Below are 21,181 nucleotides of genomic sequence, written 5' to 3'. Positions count from 1 at the left end.
CTGCTCCACTTCTAGCAATATGCTCCAGATCGCCTCGACATGTACCTCACATGCTGAAAAATGTTCCGCCATGAGCACACAACCCCGAGGAACCGCACTGGTCCGGCGACCGGCGTCGACATTGGCCGACGGCATCGTGACGTTCATCGAGCGCCAGTCGATCGACCTCGGGCTTGCGCATCGCCAATGGCAGGACTACGTGGCCGCACTCGAGGAGTACGGCTGGCCGACGCGCGAGGTCCCGCTGGACGATTCACTTCCCGATTCGGTGTTCGTCGAAGATACCGTGGTGATGTTCGACGAACTCGCGGTGATCACCAATCCCAAAGCGCCCGCGCGCAATCCGGAGATCGTCGCGACCGAGGAGTTCGTGCGGGGCCTCGGGCTCGAGGTCGCGAACATCACCGACCCGGCAACCATCGACGGAGGCGATGTCCTCAAGGTCGGAAAGCGCGTCTACGTGGGTTTGACGGGCAGCACCAACCAGGCCGCTGTCGACCAGCTCACCGACGTGCTCGTTCCACGCGGCTGGGAGGTGATCGCGGTGCCGGTCACAAAGGCCCTGCATCTCAAGAGCGCGATCACCGCGTTGCCGGACGGCACGGTGATCGGTTACGCGCCGGTAGTCGACGATCCGTCGATCTTTCCGAAATTCCTGGCCGTCCCGGAAGAACCGGGCGCCCACGTCGTCGTGCTCGATGCGAACACGGTGTTGATGAGCTCGGCGGCCCCGGACAGTGCCGCGATGTTCGTCGACCGCGGCTTCGAGGTTGTGGCCGTGGACATCTCCGAGTTCGAGAAGCTCGAAGGATGTGTCACCTGCTTGAGCGTGCGAATCCGTTGACGCTGCGATTACTCAGGTCGCGCTGAGTATCGGACGCACCTGCTGTCCGAGAAACCGGCACAATCCCGGCAGATCCGGTTCGTCCTCGGTCGGCTGAACAGCCACCGATGTCACGCCCATCGCCGCCAGCCGCAGGATTGCCGCCGCGACCGTCTCCGCATCACCAGCGACACCGACGTCATCGCGATCCGACTTCTCCCAGCGCGCGACCTCCGCCGCGACCCGGTCGGCTGCGCCTGCCCCGGTGGCGGCGATCAGCGGCACGACGACGGGCGGCATCGCCTTGCCTGCACCGGACGCTTCGGCTCGGATCAGGTCACAAGCGGCTGCGATCTCGGCTTCTCCGAGCCCTGCGGTCAGCAGGACACCGTCGCCGCGCCGCGCGGCGAAACCGAGTGAGCGCGGCCCTTCCCCGCCGACCAGCAGCGGGACGTTCCCGGTGGGTGGCCAGTGGAGCTTCACGGCGTCGACGTGCAGGTATGTCCCGTCGAACGTCACCTCACCGCCCGCGAGGAGATCCCGCAGGACCGAGTCGTACTCGCTCAGCAGGGTCATCGGCGAATCGACCCTGGCACCGACCTGGCCCATCCAGCGCTGCACCCCATGACCGATCCCGGCGAGCACCCGGTCCGGGAACAGCCGGTGCAGGCTCGCCAATTCCATTGCAGCGACCCCGATGTTGCGCAGCGGCACCGGGAGCAACCCGACTCCGACCGTAATCCGGCTCGTCCAGGCCAGCGCGGCCGACGCCGTGACCAGGCCGCCGTGCTGGAAACAGTCCTCCCACAACCACAACTCGTCGAGACCGGCCGAGTCGGCTGCCGTCGCAACCTCTCGGAGTTGGTCCGGCGCGAACGCGGGCAGGAAGGTGATACCGAGGGACGGGATTCCGGGGGACGCGATTCCGGGCGGCGGGGAGACCATACCGGCGAAAGTATCACCGCCGACCTCATCAGTTGGTTAACGTGATGGTGACGATATCGACACTGCATGTCGCCCTGCGACTGTGACGATTGCCGGGCAGTGAGTTCTCCATGAAAGCTCCTTCGTTCGAACGGAATACCATTGCCCACCTATCAGTTCCGTTGTCTGACCTGTGGTGATTTCGACCGCACATATCCCATCGCCTCGGTGCCCGACCACACCAGGTGCGTCGAGTGCGACTCGTCCGCGCGACGCGTGATGACGGCGGCGGGGTTGAGCAGCGGCAATTCCCAGGCGATGCGCCTTCTCGACGCCACGGCCCGCACCGCGTCCGAACCGCGTGTGGTGTCGAGCCCACCGCGCAGCGGGCGCCCATCGCCGCGAGCGGTCCGTGCAGCAGACCCTCGACTGTCCACCTTGCCGCGACCCTAGGGAGATCTGCAGATGCCTGACCTCGTGTTCCCGCTGGATTCGACGAAGAAGTTCACGGAGCAACAGCTCCCGGGACACAACCGGTGGCACCACGCCATCCCTCCGGCGGTGACCGTGAAGCCGGGCGAGAGTTTCCGGGTGCACTGCCGCGAGTGGTTCGACGGTGCAATCGAGAACAACGACTCCGCCGAGGACATCCTCAACGCACCACTGACCACCGTGCACACGCTCAGTGGTCCGATAGCGGTCGAGGGCGCCAAGCCCGGCGATCTGCTGATCGTCGACATCCTCGATGTCGGGCCCATCCCACAAGAGGATTCGGGCCCTCTGGCCGGTCAAGGCTGGGGGTACACGGGTATCTTCCCTACCGACAACGGCGGCGGATTCCTCACCGAACAGTTCCCCGACGCCTACAAGGCGGTGTGGGACTTCGCCGGCCAGACCGCGACCTCGCGCCATGTACCGGGGGTCAGCTTCACCGGCATCGTGCATCCAGGCCTGATGGGGACCGCACCGTCGAAGGATCTCCTCGGTACCTGGAACACGCGGGAGGCCGCGCTCATCGCCACCGATCCGGATCGCGTACCGCCGCTGGCGCTGCCACCGGAACCGCAGGACGCAATCCTCGGAAGTCTGACGGGTGACGAATTCACCGCAGCCGCAGCAGAAGCCGCGCGCACGGCACCGCCGCGGGAGAACGGCGGCAACCAGGACATCAAGAACATGACCAAGGGAACGCGGATCTTCTACCCCGTGTTCATCGACGGCGGAAACCTCTCCGTCGGTGATCTGCACTTCAGCCAGGGTGACGGCGAGATCACGTTCTGCGGCGCGATCGAGATGGGTGGATTCATCGATCTGCGCGTCGACATCCTGCGCGGGGGCATGGACACCTACGGTGTCTCCGAAAACGCGATCTTCATGCCCGGCAACACCGATCCGCAGTATTCCCAGTGGCTGGCGTTCTCCGGCACGTCGGTGACGCTCGACGGTGAGCAGCGCTACCTCGACTCCCATCTGTCCTACCAGCGCGCCTGCCTGCACGCGATCGACTACCTCACGAAGTTCGGCTACGCGCGTGAACAGGCATACCTGCTGCTCGGCGCCGCACCCATCGAAGGCAGGCTGTCGGGCGTGGTCGACATCCCGAATGCCTGCGCCACGGTGTACCTGCCCACCGCGATCTTCGACTTCGACGTCACGCCCGGCCCCGCCGGACCCGTGCAGATCGACCCCGGGATGGGAGCGCCCCACGCGAGCAGATAGGGCTCAGGCCCAGTCCAGCGACGCCGCGAACGACACAAGTGCTGCGCTGACCTCGTCGGCACGTTCCATCTGGATGAAATGACCGGCACCGGAGAAGGTCTCGACACCCCGAAGATCCGGCATCATCTCCCGCATCCGGTCGACAGCGTCGTGTCCGGCGATGGTCAGCACGGGATCATTGCCCCCACAGAGGAAGTGGGCGGGCTGCTCTATCACCCGTGGCTGCGCGCTTTGGTGCTCCCAATTGAGGTCGGCCGCCCGATACCAGTTGAGTCCGCCGGTGAAGCCGGAATCCTGGAATGCCGCGTGATACACGTCCAGTTCCTCGGACGTCATCCACGACCAAGGCAGATCTGGGGCCTCGGGTAGGACATCGAGATAGCCGAGCCGGACTCCCTCGCGTCGACTCGGGTGCTGCCAGATGTCGAGGTAGCGGTAGTCGCACGACAGCGCATAGAAGATGCGGGTCAAGAACTCCCGCGGATGTGCATCGAGTTCGGCGTCGGCCAGGTCCGGCTGCATGAAGTAGTCGAAATGGAAAAAGTGCTTGCGCGCCAGGTACGCAAACGCCTCGGACGGACGAACCGGGATGCGGTCAGGCGCGTAGGGCATGGCCAACAACACCAACCCGGCCACCCGCTGCGGGTGCTCCAGAGCCAGCGTCCACGCCGTCGGTGCACCGAAGTCATGTCCGACAACGATGGCGCGCTCGACGCCCAAGGACCCGAGGAGAGCGTCGAGGCGACCGGCGGCGGACAGGTACGTGTACTCGGCAACCGCCGCCGGTGAATCGGTACCGCCGTAACCCGGCATGTCGGGAGCGATCACCCGGTATCCCGCCGAGACCAGTGGCTGCACCTGATGCCGCCAGCTGTATGCGAGACCGGGGAACCCGTGGCACAGCAGCACCACCGGCCCCGAGCCCTCGTCGATGACGTTCCAGCCGAAGCCGTCGACCGTCAGTCGGCGGTAGCGCACGTCAGCTACAGGGTTTGCAGGTCTTCGGCGCTCCACACCGCGCGCATCGTCTTGATCTTGCCGTTGTCGTCGAACACCATGATGTCGACCGGGGTGATCTTGAATGCCGAACCGCCGGCCTCCGTGATCAACGTGAACTCGAAGACGGCGGTGTCGCCTGCGATCTTGGACCAGTGCAGTTCAGAGGTGACCTTGTCCATGGCGGCGATGACGCCGTAGAACTCGATCAGCGACTCCCTGGTGTTCCGGATGTCTGCACCGATCGGATCCTCGACGGTGGCGTCGGCGGCGTACAGGTCTGCGACCTGCTCCGGGGTGCCGTTCGCGACCAGGTCCACATAGGACTCGACGATCTTCTTGATTTCTTCGGCACTCGGCATCTGCGTCTCCTCGAGGATTAGAACGTGTTCTAGTTCGAGGACGTTACCCTTACTCGGCGGGAGGCGCGGTCAATTCGATGTTGATGTCGTCGGGGTCCTGAAACGACATGATGAAGCCGGCTCCCCCGAGGTCGGTGATCTCGCCGTGGGTGATGCCCGCCTCGCCGAGAGCCTTCGCCGCGGCCTCGAGCTCGTCGCGCGACTCGACGGCAAAGCTGACGTGGTCCAACCCGGTCGTCGTGGAGTCGAAGGTTTCGCTGCCGACCGGACGCAAACCGAACAGGGTGCCTTGCGGGGTCGCGTAGATGGTGCCGCCGTAGAACTTGTCGGGAGATTCTCGGACGCCGTTCTCGTCGACGGATTCGGACGAATCGATGACGATCGGCCAGCCGAACAGTTTGTCGTAGAAGGCCTTGGAGCGGGCGATGTCGGTGACGGTCAAACGGACGTGTGCAAATCCGGAACTGGTGATGAGTGCCATGACTCCAACTTACCCGTCAAACGATCTTTGGTCGACCACGTGAGACACCAAATCCCTTGAGCTGCAATAGAACTGCGCAATCAGACCCGAACAGCCCTCGAGACGCCCACCGACGGTGGGCGTCTCGATTTGATGACTGTGGTGCAGCGAGTCGTCAGCGAGCCTTGTCGGCTGCGCCCTTCTCGCTGGAGGCGCCTGCATTGGACAACTCGCCCGACGGGTTCTCCAAATGCGCTCGGACGAACCACTGGAACTTCTCGAGTTCCGCAGTCTGACCGATCAAGATGTCCTCGGTCACCGGGTCGATCTCACCGGCGACGGCGATTGCCTCACGGTGCGAGGTGATGAAGCCTACGTAGACGAGGTCGAGTGCACCGAGGTGTGCCTGCACGGTGTCGCGGCCGACGGAGTAGTCGTTCCAGGAGCGATCCTCCTCGATGGCCTTGGCGGTCCCGCGAGGCGATCCACCCAGAGTGGCAATGCGCTCGGCGAGGGTGTCCGCATAACCGCGGGCGAGTTCGACTTGCGGGTCGATCATCTCGTGAACACCGATGAAGTTAGTTCCGACGACATTCCAGTGGATGTGCTTCAGCGTGAGATGTAGATCGTTGAACGCGCTGAGACGTTCCTGCATGACAGAGACCAATTTTTTCGTGGCGTCATCCGGGAGGCCGGGTGCTGTAAAAGTCATGACTGTCGGGTGCCCAGCCGCGTGGTGCCCCAAACCTTCGAACGTCCCACCGCGATCAAATCGCGGCCTTCAGATCACGAGATGGTAACGGGGCGCTTCGCAGACGGTGGTCTCCTGTGGTTGTCTAGCCCTATGGCGGGAGTGCGAGCAGTTACTTGGTGACCCGAACCGACGGCGAGGGAGTCTTCGGAGGACTCGACCTGGTGCACCGATACGCACCCGTCAGGCGCCTTGCCGACGGGGCGCTCGTCGCTGCCGAGCTGCAGATCACGGGGCGCCCGGGCACCGCGGTCTCCACTCCCGAATCCCTGCGCCGCACCGCGCGCCTGATGCAGGAATCGCTGGCCGTCGATCAGCGGAAGCTGGCGGTTGCCGGGGACAACACCACTGTGACCGACTTCCCGGTGCTCCTCACCGTCGACATCGGCTCCATCGATCTCTCCGCCGCGCCTTCGGGCCACCGGCAACTGGCCTCGGTGGATCCGGACGACTTCCTCCGACGGCCGCGCGACATGCTCGAAGAGGTCGAACGCACACGGAACGCAGGCCACTTGATCTGTGTTGACCTGCTGGGCATCACGAACCGCGCGATGACGTTGCTGTGGCTGATCGATCCCGATGTCATCATCATGACGTCCGAATTGCTCGCCCGCGACGGCGCCGCGACCGCACAACTCGCACACGGTCTGACCGCTCACGTCGAGCGCAGTGGTGCGCTCGTCATCGCCGAGGGCGTCGACACCGAAGCCAGGCGGATCGCCGCGCAGACGCTCGGTGCGGACTACGGAATCGGAAATCTCTTCCCGCCAGTGGCAGAGCTCGCCCAGCTGGGCGCCGGACCATCTGAGTCTCTGCCCCCGCAGCAATCGCGTCGGCATCCCAGCGAAGCAGCCACGACGCCGTACTCCATCGCGTCTGCCGAACACCGGCCGCGGCGCGGCGACAAGCGACTCCTGATCGAGATGAGCAAGGCGCTCGAGGTCCAGGCGTCCACCGCCGGCCCCGGGGTTCTGGTGCTCGGGACGTTCCAGGAGGCGAAGCAGTTCACGCCTCTGACGGCGAAACGCTGGCGGGTGCTCGCCGACCGCGCGGGCTTCGCCGGCGTCTACGGAGTCGGGTTGTCCCACATGCTCGACGGCAACGTCCAGCATGCGCCGCTCGACCCCACCGACGACCTCGTCAACGAGTGGACGGTGGTGGTTCTCGGACCGCATTCGGCCGCACTGCTCGCAGCACGCGACCGTGATGACGACGTGCCCGACCTCGATCGGACCTTCGACGTGGTGCAGAGCTACGACCGGGACCTCGCCACCCGCGCCGCGCACTCCATTCTCACCCGATTCACCATCCCGAGTAGCGACTGAGGACCCATGGCCAACCGCCCGGACCCCGTCGACCTACGCGTCTACCAAGACGCCGATGAGGTCTTGGCCCGCGGCCGCACCCTGCGGGCGCAACTGCCCGAGTCCGCCCACGACCATCGCGCTGCCGGCCCGGACCGTCCGGCCGTCCTCGACTACATCGGGGACAGCAACGCAGGCAGACTCGCCGACCTCACGCCGCTACGGATCGGGCGGATGACTGTGTCTCCGTTCGCATTCTTCCGTGGCTCGGCCGGACTGATGGCTGCCGATCTCGCTGGGACGCCGGACAGCGGTCTGCAGGCCCAGCTCTGCGGCGACGCACACGCCGCGAACTTCGGGCTCTACGGCACACCCGACGGCCAGATCGTCATGGACATCAACGACTTCGATGAGACGATCCCCGGTCCATGGGAGTGGGATCTGAAACGATTGTCGGCCAGTCTCGTGCTGGCGGGCCGCAGCGGCGGGGTCTCGGAGACCGGATGCCGCGATGCGGCGCAGGACGCGGTGAAGTCGTATCGCAAGACGGTGCGCACCCTGGCAGAGGTGCCGTTCCTGCGGTCGTGGTCGGCACTGCCCGACGCCTCGATTCTCGATCAGGCCAAAGCGGACGCGTTGCTCGACGACTTCGACGAAGCGTCGAAGAAGGCGCGCCGTAACACCAGCGAGAAGGTGGTCGCGAAATGGACCGAGCACCTCGAGGACCATACGACTGGTATCCGGCGACATCGGTTCGTCACCGATCCGCCCATTCTCACCCGTGTCGATGCCACGACGGCCGATGAAGTCGCGGCAGGACTGAACGACTACGTCGACACTCTGCGGGAGTCGAGGCGCAACCTCATCTCACGGTTTGCCCTGTCCGACATCGCCTTCCGGATCGTCGGCACGGGCAGCGTCGGGTTACGTAGTTACGTGGCACTGCTGCACGGCAACCGTTCGGAAGACCTCGTGCTGCAGATCAAACAAGCGAAGCAGTCGGCGTTGGCACCGTACGTCCGCGCCGACACCTCACGACATGAAGGCAAACGTATCGTCCGCGGCGCCCGGATGGTGCAATCGGAGACCGACATCCTGCTGGGCTGGACCACCATCGACGGACTGCCCTACATTGTCCGCCAGTTCCGAAACCTCAAGGGCGACATCGATCCGACGTCATTGAAGCGGAGCCTGCTCGACGATTACGGTCGCCTCGCCGGAGCACTGCTGGCGCGAGCACACGCCCGCTCGCTCGATCCGCGGCTACTGGCGGGGTACCTCGAGGACGGCAAGGCCCTGGACAGAGACTTCGGCAGCTTCGCGGTCCGGTATGCGGACCAGACCGAACGCGATCATTCCGAACTCGTGGACGCCGTCGCAGCGGGCGTGATCGAAGCGGCCGACGGCTGACTGGTTAGCCTGAAAGCGTGAGCGCAGAATCCGACAAAAGCCCCATTCCCTCGCCACCGACCGTGGTCCTGGCGGCCTGTGCGGAGCTGCCCACCGGCGACGGTGATGACGAGGGATTGATCGGCGCCCTCACCGCGGCCGGGTTGTCGGCGCGCTGGCTGGCGTGGGACGACCCCGAGATCAACTCCGCAGACGGTGTCGTACTGCGTGCTACCTGGGACTACCCGGAGCGGGTTGAGCGAGTTCCTCACCTGGGCAGACGGGGTCGGCTTACTCATCAACAGCGCGGCGATGGTCCGGTGGAACTCCGACAAGGGGTACATGCTCGACCTCGAGGCGGCAGGTGTCCCGATCGTCCCGACCGCTGTCTATGCCCCAGACGAGACCGTGTCCATCCCGGACGGCGAGGTGGTGGTGAAGCCGGCCGTGGCCGGAGGATCCCGCGGCGCGGCCCGATTCACCGACCCCCGGGAGGCGGCCGACCACGCCGCCGCCCTGCAGGCTGCGGGCCGGCGCGTGCTGGTGCAACCCTTCGATCCCGCCGTCGCCGACGGCGAGACCGCGCTGGTGTACATCGCGGGTCAACGGTCGCACGCCTTCACCAAGGGACCGATGCTGCCCGAGCCCGGCGAGGAGGGCGAACTCGATGAGTCCGGCCTGTACGTCATCGAATCACTGACCCCCGCAGAACCTTCGGAGAAATTCTGGGAGCTCGGCGACGCCGCGCTGACCGCAGCCGCGGACGCCGTCGGCGTCATCCGCGCCGACATCCTCTACGCCAGGGTCGACCTCCTGGGAACCGGCGAGTCCGCTCCCCGGCTACTCGAGTTCGAGGCCGTCGAACCCTCGCTGGGCTGGCGTCAGCTCCCCGAGACCAAGCGGGGCCCGGCGATGGCACGGTTCGCGCTCGCCACCGCGGCCGCCCTGGCGCGCCGGTGACCCTCAGGACGTGACCACGGCCGGCCGGACCTCGGCCATCTCCCGGCGAGCTCGCCTGCGGTTCACCAGGATCCCGATGGTCGCGAGAATCCAGACGACGTACTGCACCGTCCAGGCGACGCGGAAGCTGTCGAAGGAGTAACCACCCATCGCGTCGATGATGATGCCCATGGCCTGCATCACGAGCAGCGAGGCGATGAAGCCGCCCATGTTGACCATGCCCTGGGCGGTGCCGAGCATGCTGCTCGGATTGAAGGTGCGCGCGAAGTCGAAGCCGATCACCGAACCGGGGCCACCGATCGAGACGACCACGACCAAGACGATCAGCAGCCACAGCGGCGCCGGACCCGGTAACGCCAGAACGACCGTCCACATCAGCGCATTGCTGCCCATGATGAACAGGACCAACCGCGATCGACGTCCGGGGAATCGTCCGGTGAGCAGTCCGATGACCACTCCCGACAGCACGATCGACACCACCGAGATCGTCAGCAGCCCACCGGCCAGACCGGAGGAAAGCCCCTGTGCCGTTGTCAGGTACGGGATGCCCCACATCAGCGCGAACACTGTGATCGAGAACTGGGTGCCCATGTGCGCGAAGAAGCCGAGTCGGGTGCCTGGACGTTTCGCGACCGCCTTGACGTTGCCGAGCGAACCCCGCACCGACACCTTCTGCGCGACCACAACCGTCCCGCGGGGAGCGTTGCGCACCAGCGCCAGGGTGAGCACCGCCGACAGGACACCGAGCGCGGCGGCGGAGATGAACGCGGTGGTCCAACCGCGCGCGTCCAGCAACGCCAGAAACGGTATGGCCGACAGCACCTGGCCGAGCTGCCCGGTGATCCCCGTCAGCTGGGTGATCAGCGGCACGCGCTTCGGGGCGAACCAGCGCGGCACCAGCCGAAGCACCGAGATGAAGGTGAAGGCGTCGCCGACCCCGACCAGCGCCCGCGCCGCGATGGCGAGTGGCAACTCCTCGGTCAGGGCGAGCGTCATCTGCCCGGACGCCATGATCAGCGCGCCGGTCACGATCATCGCTCGCGAGCCGAACCGGTCGAGCAACAGCCCGGCCGGGATCTGCATTGCGGCATAGACGATGACCTGCAGGACCACGAAGGACGACAACACACTCGGCGATGCCGAGAAGCGGTCTGCGGCGTCGAGGCCCGAGACCCCGAGCGTGGTGCGATCGAGGACGGCGACGATGTAGACGAACACTCCCGTTGTCCAGACGACCCAGGCGCGCACTCGTCAATCCTAGGGGGTCGACCAACGGGTCGCGGCCGTGGATGATTGGCGGGTGCCTGCCTCGGACGATGTGCCCGATCCCACGAACGCACTGCCGGGATCTGTCGACGCGCGTTTCACGCTCGCCGCGGAACGCACCGTGTTGTCGTGGTTCCGCACTGCGCTGGGTCTAATCGCCGCCGGTCTGGCCGTGATGCACGTACTGCCCGACTACTCGACGCAAACATCTCGCGACATCCTCGGCATCTGCCTGGTCGCGTTCGGTACAGCGACGGCGATTGCCGGCGGTCTGCGGTGGCGACAGACCACCAACGCACTGCGCGACGGAGGGCCGATGCCGGGCCCGCTGCCGATCTGGGCCCTGATCTCCCTACTCACGGTGTTCTCTGTCTTCGCGGTGATCTTGGGCCTGCAGACCCGCTGAGCCTCGGAACACCAGAGCGCCGGGAGTCGTTGTACCCATCGAATGCGTCCCGCAGCCAGCGGTGACGAATCCCGAGGAGGATCCACGTGTCGCAGCAATACCGTAAGGACCCGGACGCCATCGCCCGGCTGAACCCGGACCAGTACGCCGTCACCCAGAAGTCGGCCACCGAACCAGCGTTCCGCAACGAGTTCTGGGACAACCACGAGGCCGGCCTCTACGTCGACATCGTCTCCGGAGAGCCCCTGTTCACCTCGACCAAGAAGTTCGACAGCGGATGCGGCTGGCCGAGCTTCACCCACCCGATCGACCCGGCAAACGTCGTCGAGAAGTCCGACAGGGGCTTCGGGATGGTGCGCACAGAGGTCCGGTCCGCACACGGCGACAGCCACCTCGGCCACGTCTTCAATGACGGCCCCGTCGATCAGGGCGGTCTGCGTTATTGCATCAACTCCGCAGCCTTGCGGTTCATCCAGGTCGCTGACCTGGAGGCCGAGGGCTACGGCGACTATGTCGAACTCTTCAACACCCAGGAGGCAAAGTAGATGACCGAGAAGGCAATCCTCGCAGGCGGCTGTTTCTGGGGAGTCCAGGATCTCGTCCGTAAGCAGCCCGGCGTCGTCTCCACCCGTGTCGGATACACAGGCGATGACAGCAAGCCGAACGCCACCTACCGCGACCACGGCAATCACGCCGAGGCCCTGGAGGTCGAGTTCGATCCGGAGCAGACCAGCTTCCGCGATCTACTCGAGTTCTTCTTCCAGATCCATGACCCGTCGACCAAGAATCGGCAGGGCAACGATCGCGGTGCCAGCTACCGCTCGGCCATCTTCTACACCGATGACCAGCAGAAGCAGGTCGCTCTCGACACCATCGCCGACGTCGACGCCTCCGGTCTGTGGCCCGGCAAGGTGGTGACCGAGGTCGTCCCGGAGGGCCCGTTCTGGGAGGCGGAGCCCGAGCACCAGGACTATCTGCAGCGCATCCCGAACGGCTACACCTGCCATTTCGTGCGCCCAGGCTGGAAGCTCCCGCACCGCGCGGACGCCGCGACCAGCTAGAAATACATGCCCGACGACGCTGCGGCAGGACGCCTGTTGGTCATCTCCGGAAGTACACGTTCCGAATCGACCAACTCGGCGTTCTGTCGCACTGTCATCTCTTTCGCATCCGGCGAACTCATCGTCGACGGCGTACTCGATGTCGCGATGTTGCCGCATTTCAATCCCGACGATGATCGGGAGCCGCTCCCGGCTGCCGTCCAAGCGCTCCGCGCGGCCATAGCCGCCGCCGATGCCGTGCTGTTCTGCACCCCGGAGTACGCGGGAACACTGCCGGGTTCGTTCAAGAACCTGCTCGACTGGACGGTCGGCGGGACCGAGATGACCGACAAACCCGTCGCGTGGGTGAAGGTCGCAACTGATTCGCGCAGGGGCGAGGGCGCCCATGCCGCCCTTGCCACGGTGCTCGGATACGTCCAGGCCGCGGTCGTCGAAGACGCGTGCCGCCACATCCCGGTGACCAGTGAGCTGATCGGGCCGGACGGGCTGATCACGGACGCCGCCACTCACCGCGCGATCGAGGACACCATCCGCGCGCTGCTGCCTGCCTGAGCCTGCGGCTCCTTCGATGCGAAAACTAGTGTGGTCAGATCACACCCGATCGAAGGACACGCATGCCGAAGCGCAGACTCCCCAAGTTCCACGACCTCGCGCCGCTCATGCAGTTCAAGAAGCCGAGCCTCGACTTCAAGGCGAACCGGCTCGCGAAGGCCCAGACCGTGTACGACCTGCGCCGCATCGCGCAGCGCCGCACCCCCAAGGCCGCCTTCGACTACACCGAGGGCGCCGCCGAGGCCGAGATCTCGCTCGGCCGCGCCCGGCAGGCGTTCGAGGACATCCAGTTCAATCCGTCGATCCTGCGGAACGTCGCCGACGTGTCCACCGGGTGGGACGTCCTCGGTGCACCGGTGTCATTGCCGTTCGGCATCGCCCCCACCGGGTTCACCCGGATGATGCAGACCGAGGGTGAGATCGCGGGCGCACACGCCGCGGCCAAGCACGGAATCCCGTTCTCACTGTCGACGATGGGCACGACCGGCATCCAGGACGTGAAGGCTGCGAACCCCGATGGCCGCAACTGGTTTCAGCTCTACATGTGGAAAGACCGCGACCGGTCCATGGCGCTCGTCGACCGCGCCGCCGCGGCCGGCTTCGACACCCTGCTGGTGACGGTCGACGTCCCGGTCGCCGGGGCCCGCCTGCGCGACAAGCGAAACGGCTTCTCGATCCCGCCGCAACTGACCTTGGGCACCGTCGCCAATGCGATCCCGCGGCCCTGGTGGTGGTACGACTTCCTGACCACCGAGCCGCTCTCGTTCGCGTCGCTGGACCGCTGGTCCGGCACGGTCGGTGAGCTCCTCGACACCATGTTCGACCCCACCGTCGACTTCGACGACCTGCGCTGGATCCGCGACCAGTGGCCCGGCAAAGTGGTGGTCAAGGGCATTCAGAACCTCGACGACGCGAAGAAGGTCGCCGACGTCGGGGTGGACGGGATCATCCTGTCCAATCACGGTGGACGCCAACTCGACCGGGCGCCCATCCCATTCCACCTTCTCCCCGAGATCGTTCGCGAGGTGGGCAGCGAATACGAGGTGCACCTCGACACCGGCATCATGTCCGGCGCCGACATCGTCGCCGCCATTGCCCTCGGTGCCCGCTTCACCCTGCTCGGCCGGGCCTACCTCTACGGGTTGATGGCCGGTGGTGAGGACGGCGTGAACCGCATGATCGAGATCGTCGGCGAACAGGTCGCGCGGACCATGCGACTGCTCGGGGTCAACGCACTCGAAGAGTTGGGCCCCCAACACGTCACCCAGCTCGTCCGGCTGGCGCCGCGAATTCGCACGTCTTTGCCGCCGACCCCATAGATTGACCTCATGCGGCACAGACTGAAGGCCTGGCTCCTGCGTGACATCACGGAAGAACCAGCCGGTCAGCCCGGGCCGCTACGCAAGCCCAGCCGCGAGGAGCACAAACACTCCTGGTGGAAAGTCATGTGCCTCACCGGCGTCGACTATTTCTCCACCCTCGGCTACCAACCTGCGATCGCCGCCCTGGCCGCAGGGCTCCTCGCGCCGCTGGCCACGCTCGTCCTTGTCCTGCTGACCCTGTTCGGGGCCCTACCGGTCTATCGCCGCGTGGCGCGGGAAAGCCCACACGGCGAGGGATCGATCGCCATGCTGGCGAGCCACCTCCCCAAGTGGGGCGGCAAGCTGTTCATCCTGGTGTTGCTGGGATTCGCCGCCACCGACTTCCTGATCACCATGACGCTGTCGACAGCCGACGCCTCCGCACATGTCATCGCCAATCCTTTTGCGCCGTCGTTCCTGTCGGGCAAGCAGGTGATCATCACCATCGTGCTGCTGATGCTGCTCACCGCGGTGTTCCTCAAGGGCTTCACCGACGCGATCGGTATCGCGGTCGCCCTGGTCACGGTGTTCCTGACCCTCAACTTCATCGTGATCCTCGACAGCTTCTGGGAGATCGCCCAGAACACCCACCTGATCACCGAGTGGCGATCGGCCCTCACCGCCGAACACAGCAACCCGTGGATGATGATCGCGATCGCGCTGATCGTGTTCCCCAAACTGGCGCTGGGCCTGTCCGGGTTTGAGACCGGTGTCGCGGTGATGCCCCAGATCAAGGGCGAACCGGGTGACACCGAAGAGAACCCACGAGGGCGCATCCGCGGCGTTCGCCGCCTGCTCACGACCGCGGCGCTGATCATGTGCGGGTTCCTCATCACCTCGTCGTTCGTGACAACAATTCTCATTCCGCAGAAGGAGTTCGAGGCGGGTGGCGAAGCCAACGGGCGGGCCCTCGCGTACTTGGCGCACGAGAACCTAGGCAACGCGTTCGGCACGATCTACGATCTGAGCACCATCGCGATCCTGTGGTTCGCAGGTGCATCCGCCCTGGCCGGACTGCTCAACCTGGTGCCTCGATACCTGCCCCGCTTCGGGATGGCCCCGGAGTGGGCGCGGGCCGTACGGCCGCTGGTCTTGGTGTTCGGCCTGATCGCCGTCTTCGTCACCATCTACTTCAAGGCGAGCGTGGACGCCCAGAGCAGCGCCTACGCCACCGGCGTGCTCGTCCTCATCACCTCGGCCACCATCGCGGTCACCCTCTCCGCGCATGCCCACCATCACCGGTCGAAGACCTGGATGTTCGGTATCGTCGCCGTGATCTTCGCCTACACCACCGTCGTCAACATCGTCGAGCGTCCCGAAGGCGTCCAGGTCGCCTCGTTCTTCATCGGCGCCATCCTGGTGGTGTCATTGCTCTCGCGGGTCAACCGAGCTTTCGAGCTTCGCGCCACGTCCCTCGAATTCGACGAGACGGCAACGGAGTTCATCAACGAAGCCGCGACGTGGGGGCCGGTCGAGATCATTGCCCATGACCCGCACACCTTCGATATTGAGGAGTACGACGAGTAGGCGGCACAGCAGCGGGCCGACAGCCGGCTCGGGCCCGACACGCACATCATCTTTCTCGAGGTCAACGTCACCGATTCGTCCGAGTTCGCCACCGACCTGCTCGTCCACGGCCGCATGCGTGGACAGCACCGCGTGCTGTGGGTGGACAGTCCGGCGGTCGCGAACTCGATCGCGGCGATCTTGCTCCACATCCGCGACGAGACCGGCGCCAACCCGAATGTGTATTTCGAGTGGTCAGAAGGCAATCCGCTGCTGAACCTGCTGCGGTTTCTGTTCATCGGGATGGGCGAGGTGGCCCCGGTGACCCGCGAGGTGCTGCGGCGGGCGGAACCGACTGTCGCGAACAGGCCTCGGGTGCACATCGGCTGAGTCGGTCACAACGGATAGGTCGAGAGAACTCCGTTCGGATCGTGCGTCGCGCGAAGCTTCCGCAGCCGCCCCAGGTTCCCACCGAAGGCGGCCTCGAGTTCGGCTTCGGTCTCGGCGAAGCCCGGTCGCACCTCGACGCTGTACACCCCGGTCGTGTGGTCGGCCAGCACCGCAAGGGTGTCCCGGGCCCAGTTCAGGCACGCGGGCCCGTCGGCCGGATCGTCCCAGATCGCATTCAATGGGATGTTCCACTCGCTACCCCTGCCCCAGAACGCGGTGTCTGTGTCACCGACCTCGGCGAGTGCGCCACCGGTCTGCTGGAAGTCGATGCGGCAGAACGGTGTCGGGGCAGCCTGGACCTGTTTCGCCAGCGCCTGGGCGACGGAACCGTCCAGCGTCGGTCCGACGAACACCGCTTTACCGTAGAAGGATCCACGGGGATCTCCGGGCTGCGGCAACGACAGCGGTACGGGGTCGGCGCCGTCCGCACCTGGCGGGGTGTATTGCGGCAGTCCGGTCAGGTAACGACCCGTCATCTCGGTCCGGTAGTGCTGGTGCCGAGAAGCCGCTGCCACTTCTGTTGCCGCCGAACGACTTGTCTCGATATCGGCGGGATCCTGGCTGGCACACGTCGTGTAGAGAAAGAGGATGGGCTCTGTGGGTACCAGATCGCTGTAGCCCAGCACCGCACCCATCATGGTGTGCCGCGGGACCTGGGGAGCGACCCGGAAGTATGTCGGCAACGCATCGAGCCCGATAACCATCCGGTCCACCCACATGGGGCCGACCTCGTGGGTACGCAGCGTCGCGGAGGTGATGACGCCGAACGGGGGTGCACATCCTCGCACCGCCCACCACAGGTCGGCATCGTCGCCAGTACTGTTGTTAGACAAACGAACAACACGACCTGAGGGAAGCACCATCTCGACGTCGACGAGGTGATCGAGTGTCAACCCGAGACTGCGGGTGAGGTATCCGACGCCGCCCCTCGCGATCAGTCCGAAGCCGGCGTGTTCGGCGATGCCGACCGGGACGATGCGGTCCGCGGGGGCCAGCGCGTCGAGCATTGCCCCGACCGTGGCACCACCGGAGACCACCACCTCGTCACCCTCCTGGTGTGCCGAGTTCATGTACCGCGACAGATCGAGCAGAACTGCGTCGTCGGCAACACAATTCGAACTCAAACCGCCACCGCGCACGGTCACACGGAAGCCGCAATCATTCGCCGTGCGCAGCACGGTGGTGACGTCGGCGGTGGTCTTGGGAGTCACCACACACGCGGGACGTCGCCGGGATGCGTCCGGAAAAAACACGCGACCAAGAGTTTCCGCGTACCCCGCGGTGTCCGGTAGGTGAACCGACCCGGGCAGCTCGGCCGCCAAACGGTCGAGATGCGCTGGCTGGATGTCCACGAGGCGCCTCCTGATCACGGTGGCGCAGCGCCAACCCGTTGCTGAAGTCTCCCAGAGAACGTTCGGAGACGACCCCTCTATCACCGACCTGTGGTATTCCTTCACGTAAGCCGCTCGGATACGGACGCGGCAGTCGGGGTGAATCAAGGGGAAAGTTCATGGGTACCTTCATGGGTCCAGCTGCATCACGCCGCCGCACAGCACGTCTGCTGATCGGCGTCCTCGCGACCGGCCTCGTGCTGGCCACGACCCCGGCCGCGATCAGCTCCGCGGACGCCGACCCCGATGCCGCGATAGCGGCTCCGGACGGTTCGCATCTGGTCAGTCTCACCCTCGGCGAGGGCCGCAGGGCGGACGCCGAGGTCTACTCCGCAGCGATGAACAAGAACATCCCGCTGAAGCTGCTCATAGCGCCCGGCGACGAACCGAGACCTACGTTGTACGTGCTCGACGGCGTCGGTGGTGCTGAGCCCGAGAACGGCATCCTGGACTGGGCCGACGCAGCGGAGTTCTATGAGACAAAAGACGTCAACGTGGTCGCGACCGTCGGCGGCGATTCCAGCTACTTCACCGACTGGCAGAAGGACGACCCCGAACTTGGGCGCAACCAGTGGGCCACCTTTCTCACCGAGGAACTACCCCCGATCATCGACTCGACGTTGAACACCACCGGCAAGAACGCGATCGTCGGCCTGTCGATGTCGGCGACGTCCGTCCTGGCCCTGTCGATCAAGAGCCCCGACCTCTACGAAGGGGTGGCATCGTTCAGCGGTTGCGCTCAGACGAGCGATCCGCTGGGCCGGGCCTACGTGTGGATCACCGTGGCGAACTTCGGCGGCAATCCCGACAACATGTGGGGCAAGCCGGACGACCCCGCGTGGGAAGCCAACGACCCCTATCTCCACGCTGCCGGCCTGCGCGGAACCGCGCTCTACATCGCCAACGCGTCAGGGCTGCCGGGACAATACGACAACCTCGAGGCCGACAACGTCGATGGTGAGGTGAGCCAGTTGATCGCCCAGCTCACCGCGGGAGGGGTGATCGAGGCCGCCACCAACCAGTGCACCCACAACCTGAAGAGTCGGCTTGACTCGCTCGGCATCCCCGCGACCTACAACCTCAAGGACCGTGGCACCCACTCGTGGGACTACTGGCGGGACGACGTCCACGACTCGTGGCCAGTGTTGGAGAAGTCGATCAACTGATCAGAAACCCAGGCCCATCCAGTCGGTCGCGACGAAGTTTCTCTCCAGAGCCCTCGCCTCGACCTTCACGTCATCCGGATCAGGGTCCAGGCCATCGGCCGCGATGGCGCGCAGCGCTGCTGTCACGCCTGCCTCATACGTTTCGAACCCGCCGATGATCTCGCTGTCGGCGCGCCACCACACCAGCAGATGCGTGCCGTTCGGAGACGGACAGAAACCGATCACCTGACCGTCTCGAGCCAACGTGGGGCAGTCGTCGGGAAAGCCGTCGGAATCGCTCATACGCGGACTTTATGCGCCGCCGCCGACAGCCTGAGAGCGAGGACACCAGGCCTTGGCGAAGGCCTTTGTGTTTGCCGTCACTCCCTCGGGGTACCCCCTGCTCAACATCAACATGTCTGGAGCTGATCGTGAACACAGCAGTTGTGATCGTGATAGTCGTCGTTGTCGTCCTCCTATTGCTCGCTCTGGCGCTGCTCCTGACCCGTAAGCGTCGGGCGCAAAAGCGTGTCGAGGCCGAGCGGATCCGCGTTGAGGCCTCCCAGCAGGTCAACGACGTGCAGCGGCGCGAGGCCATCGCCGAGGAAGCGGCAGCCAAGTCACGGCGCGCGCAGGCCGATGCCGAGGCGAAAGCCGCCGAGGCGAAGCGCCTGCAGCACGAGGCTCAAGCGCAACAGGGTGAGGCCGCGTCATCTCGCGAAAAGCTGGACGCCGAGTTCCAGCGAGCCGACCGGCTCGATCCCGACGTGAAGCGGTCGGGTCGCCACGAAGGCGACCAGCACGACCCGAACAGCGGCAACCCCAATCAGGCCGGCAACAATGACCAGCACGGCAACAGGCAGGGCGTCAACCTCCAGCCCGGATCCGCACAGGGTGGACCTGTGCAGCAACCGGGCGGGCCCCGCGGCCCGGTGAACGGCGGACCTGTTCCCCACTCCGACGACCCGCGTGGGCGACACACGAATCAGAACCAGCCGCCTCGCTGACCCCGTACCCCCGATCCGTCTCGGGATCCGGCTAGGCTCGCCAAATGCGTTATGGGATCTCGATTCTGCCGGACCAGTCGTGGCACGAGGCGCACCCTAAGTGGGAACGCGTCGAGGAAATGGGCTTCGACCACGGGTGGGTGTTCGACCACCTCGTCTGGGGCGGTCTGCCTGAAGCGCGATGGTTTTCCAGCGTGCCGACGATGGCCGCTCTGGCGCTGGTGACCTCGAAACTCAAGCTCGGTTCGTTTGTCGTGTCCCCGAACTTTCGGCACCCGGTGTCGTTTTCACGTGAGGTCGAGACCCTCCTCGACATCGCCGGCGATCGGCTGTTGCTGGGTCTTGGTGCCGGCGGCACCCCCGACGATGGCTTGCAAGGTGAGCCCCCGATGACGGCGAAGCAGAAGGTGGACCGCTTCCAGGAGTTCACGCTGCTCCTCGACCGGCTGCTCGACGAGGACCACGTCAGTGCCGATGGCGAGTATTACCAAGCCCGCAACATGAGGCTCGTCGGTGGTTCGGTCCGCAAGCGGGTTCCGTTCATCCTGGCGGGAAACGGCCCTCGCTCCGTTCGATTCGCCGTCGAGCACGGCGACGCCTGGATGACGACCGGCGTGAAATCCGAGACGCTCGACGAGTGGTTTACCGGTGTCGCTCGCAGTTGCGAGGTGCTCGAGGAAGCGCTGGAACGAAAAGGCCGCGACTCTTCGACCTTCGATCGCTATCTCAATGTCGATGCCTCGCCGCAGTTCTCCTTGTCCAGCCTCGACTCGTTCGACGAACTGGTCGGACGTGCGGGCGAACTCGGCTTCACCGACGTGATCATCCACTGGCCGCGAGACGGCGATCCGTTCCGAGGTTCGGTGAAGATGTTGGACGCGCTTGCCGAGCGCGGGTTCAACCCGCGATAGACGGGGCTTGACTTTGCCGACGATCTCCTCTGGGGCTCTCCGAAAGGTCGGGTTCTGCAGGGATACACCGACCTCAACTCGATCCATCGTTCGATGATGGGCGGCGAAATCGCCGTGGCTCCCCCGTCGCGATTCGAGCTCGTACAGCGGATCTCACCTGCGCCAGATGTCGTGGTGGCGCAGATCAGACGGCAGGCATCACTGGCCGACGGGGCAGACGATCCCGAGGGGTTCTCCGAGATGACGATGTACGTGCTCGTCAAGCATGACGACCGCTGGTGGCTCGCCGCGGGGCAGAACACTCCTGTCAGCGACGTGCTCCCGGGTCGCTGACGGCTGCCCGTCGGCGAGGCTTCACCCCCGAAAATTGCGACATCCGGCGCGCCGAAGCAGTTCATGTTAGAAACATCCTGTCCGCCCAGATCGGTCTGCGCGGG

23 protein-coding genes and 1 pseudogene are annotated in these 21,181 nt (G+C 65.4%); 16 read left to right on the top strand and 8 right to left on the bottom strand.

Annotation, left to right across the window (positions count from 1 at the left end; genetic code table 11):
- The first annotated feature begins 70 nt into the window (after positions 1 to 70).
- A complete protein-coding gene (gene ddaH / locus BFL43_RS06845) occupies positions 71 to 844 on the top strand; it encodes a dimethylargininase (protein ID WP_084891831.1) in 774 nt (257 codons plus the stop codon).
- 12 nt (positions 845 to 856) lie between these two features.
- Here ddaH and BFL43_RS06840 read toward each other — a convergent pair whose 3' ends face one another.
- Complete coding sequence (locus BFL43_RS06840; protein ID WP_206186629.1) at positions 857 to 1,768, bottom strand: LLM class flavin-dependent oxidoreductase; 912 nt, start codon at positions 1,766 to 1,768, stop codon at positions 857 to 859.
- Between the two features lie 141 nt (positions 1,769 to 1,909).
- Here BFL43_RS06840 and BFL43_RS06835 point away from each other — a divergent pair, with 141 nt between their 5' ends.
- Positions 1,910 to 2,200, top strand: a complete 291-nt coding sequence (locus tag BFL43_RS06835; protein ID WP_084891830.1) for a zinc ribbon domain-containing protein — start codon at positions 1,910 to 1,912, stop codon at positions 2,198 to 2,200.
- Positions 2,201 to 2,212: 12 nt separating this feature from the next.
- Positions 2,213 to 3,466: a formamidase gene (gene fmdA, locus BFL43_RS06830; protein ID WP_084891829.1), complete on the top strand. Its 1,254-nt coding sequence runs from the start codon at positions 2,213 to 2,215 to the stop codon at positions 3,464 to 3,466.
- Positions 3,467 to 3,469: 3 nt separating this feature from the next.
- On the opposite strand, the gene BFL43_RS06825 is transcribed toward fmdA, so the two are convergent.
- From BFL43_RS06825 to BFL43_RS06810, 4 genes are all read right to left on the bottom strand, one after another.
- On the bottom strand, positions 3,470 to 4,444 hold the full coding sequence (locus tag BFL43_RS06825; RefSeq protein WP_084891828.1) for an alpha/beta hydrolase: 975 nt from the start codon (positions 4,442 to 4,444) through the stop codon (positions 3,470 to 3,472).
- A 5-nt stretch (positions 4,445 to 4,449) separates the two neighbouring features.
- Positions 4,450 to 4,824 (bottom strand): nuclear transport factor 2 family protein, encoded by a 375-nt coding sequence (locus BFL43_RS06820; RefSeq protein WP_084891827.1) that lies wholly within the window; start codon positions 4,822 to 4,824, stop codon positions 4,450 to 4,452.
- 49 nt (positions 4,825 to 4,873) lie between these two features.
- Entirely contained in the window at positions 4,874 to 5,305 is a 432-nt protein-coding gene (locus BFL43_RS06815) for a VOC family protein (RefSeq protein WP_084891826.1), read from the bottom strand.
- 154 nt (positions 5,306 to 5,459) lie between these two features.
- On the bottom strand, positions 5,460 to 5,996 hold the full coding sequence (locus BFL43_RS06810) for a DNA starvation/stationary phase protection protein (RefSeq protein ID WP_084891825.1): 537 nt from the start codon (positions 5,994 to 5,996) through the stop codon (positions 5,460 to 5,462).
- Between the two features lie 158 nt (positions 5,997 to 6,154).
- Between BFL43_RS06810 and BFL43_RS06805 the strand changes: the two genes are divergently transcribed.
- The 3 genes from BFL43_RS06805 (at position 6,155) to BFL43_RS06795 (ending at position 9,688) form a co-directional block, all read left to right on the top strand.
- Complete coding sequence (locus BFL43_RS06805; protein ID WP_084891824.1) at positions 6,155 to 7,360, top strand: DICT sensory domain-containing protein; 1,206 nt, start codon at positions 6,155 to 6,157, stop codon at positions 7,358 to 7,360.
- 6 nt (positions 7,361 to 7,366) lie between these two features.
- On the top strand, positions 7,367 to 8,749 hold the full coding sequence (locus BFL43_RS06800) for a DUF2252 domain-containing protein (protein ID WP_084891823.1): 1,383 nt from the start codon (positions 7,367 to 7,369) through the stop codon (positions 8,747 to 8,749).
- 234 nt (positions 8,750 to 8,983) lie between these two features.
- Entirely contained in the window at positions 8,984 to 9,688 is a 705-nt protein-coding gene (locus BFL43_RS06795; RefSeq protein ID WP_240498109.1) for a hypothetical protein, read from the top strand.
- A gap of 3 nt (positions 9,689 to 9,691) precedes the next feature.
- Here BFL43_RS06795 and BFL43_RS06790 read toward each other — a convergent pair whose 3' ends face one another.
- On the bottom strand, positions 9,692 to 10,936 hold the full coding sequence (locus BFL43_RS06790; RefSeq protein WP_084891822.1) for an MFS transporter: 1,245 nt from the start codon (positions 10,934 to 10,936) through the stop codon (positions 9,692 to 9,694).
- 52 nt (positions 10,937 to 10,988) lie between these two features.
- Between BFL43_RS06790 and BFL43_RS06785 the strand changes: the two genes are divergently transcribed.
- From BFL43_RS06785 to BFL43_RS06760, 6 genes and pseudogenes are all read left to right on the top strand, one after another.
- Positions 10,989 to 11,360, top strand: a complete 372-nt coding sequence (locus tag BFL43_RS06785) for a DUF202 domain-containing protein (RefSeq protein ID WP_240498108.1) — start codon at positions 10,989 to 10,991, stop codon at positions 11,358 to 11,360.
- Positions 11,361 to 11,446: 86 nt separating this feature from the next.
- A complete protein-coding gene (gene msrB, locus BFL43_RS06780) occupies positions 11,447 to 11,905 on the top strand; it encodes a peptide-methionine (R)-S-oxide reductase MsrB (protein WP_084891820.1) in 459 nt (152 codons plus the stop codon).
- Positions 11,906 to 12,421, top strand: a complete 516-nt coding sequence (gene msrA, locus BFL43_RS06775) for a peptide-methionine (S)-S-oxide reductase MsrA (RefSeq protein ID WP_084891819.1) — start codon at positions 11,906 to 11,908, stop codon at positions 12,419 to 12,421.
- Positions 12,422 to 12,427: 6 nt separating this feature from the next.
- The gene (locus BFL43_RS06770) at positions 12,428 to 12,973 is read left to right on the top strand and encodes an NADPH-dependent FMN reductase (protein ID WP_084891818.1); all 546 of its coding nucleotides are present in this window, start codon (positions 12,428 to 12,430) and stop codon (positions 12,971 to 12,973) included.
- Positions 12,974 to 13,035: 62 nt separating this feature from the next.
- Positions 13,036 to 14,292: an alpha-hydroxy acid oxidase gene (locus BFL43_RS06765; RefSeq protein WP_084891817.1), complete on the top strand. Its 1,257-nt coding sequence runs from the start codon at positions 13,036 to 13,038 to the stop codon at positions 14,290 to 14,292.
- Between the two features lie 9 nt (positions 14,293 to 14,301).
- A pseudogene (locus BFL43_RS06760) lies at positions 14,302 to 16,230 on the top strand (amino acid transporter).
- Between the two features lie 5 nt (positions 16,231 to 16,235).
- Here BFL43_RS06760 and BFL43_RS06750 read toward each other — a convergent pair.
- Positions 16,236 to 17,642 (bottom strand): FAD-binding oxidoreductase, encoded by a 1,407-nt coding sequence (locus BFL43_RS06750; RefSeq protein ID WP_240498107.1) that lies wholly within the window; start codon positions 17,640 to 17,642, stop codon positions 16,236 to 16,238.
- A 158-nt stretch (positions 17,643 to 17,800) separates the two neighbouring features.
- On the opposite strand from BFL43_RS06750, the gene BFL43_RS06745 reads away from it, so the two are divergent.
- The gene (locus BFL43_RS06745) at positions 17,801 to 18,847 is read left to right on the top strand and encodes an alpha/beta hydrolase family protein (RefSeq protein ID WP_240498106.1); all 1,047 of its coding nucleotides are present in this window, start codon (positions 17,801 to 17,803) and stop codon (positions 18,845 to 18,847) included.
- On the opposite strand, the gene BFL43_RS06740 is transcribed toward BFL43_RS06745, so the two are convergent.
- Positions 18,848 to 19,129, bottom strand: a complete 282-nt coding sequence (locus tag BFL43_RS06740) for a hypothetical protein (protein WP_084891814.1) — start codon at positions 19,127 to 19,129, stop codon at positions 18,848 to 18,850.
- A 128-nt stretch (positions 19,130 to 19,257) separates the two neighbouring features.
- Between BFL43_RS06740 and BFL43_RS06735 the strand changes: the two genes are divergently transcribed.
- From BFL43_RS06735 to BFL43_RS06725, 3 genes are all read left to right on the top strand, one after another.
- Complete coding sequence (locus tag BFL43_RS06735; protein ID WP_143695149.1) at positions 19,258 to 19,833, top strand: hypothetical protein; 576 nt, start codon at positions 19,258 to 19,260, stop codon at positions 19,831 to 19,833.
- Between the two features lie 44 nt (positions 19,834 to 19,877).
- Positions 19,878 to 20,744: an LLM class flavin-dependent oxidoreductase gene (locus BFL43_RS06730; RefSeq protein ID WP_084891812.1), complete on the top strand. Its 867-nt coding sequence runs from the start codon at positions 19,878 to 19,880 to the stop codon at positions 20,742 to 20,744.
- A 96-nt stretch (positions 20,745 to 20,840) separates the two neighbouring features.
- Positions 20,841 to 21,077: a hypothetical protein gene (locus BFL43_RS06725; RefSeq protein WP_084891811.1), complete on the top strand. Its 237-nt coding sequence runs from the start codon at positions 20,841 to 20,843 to the stop codon at positions 21,075 to 21,077.
- Positions 21,078 to 21,181: the final 104 nt, after the last annotated feature.

This window comes from Williamsia sp. 1135 (assembly GCF_002095395.1).
Taxonomy (GTDB): Bacteria; Actinomycetota; Actinomycetes; order Mycobacteriales; family Mycobacteriaceae; genus Williamsia.
Note: the sequence above shows the minus strand (reverse complement) of the source record. Positions and strands in the feature narration are given on the sequence as shown.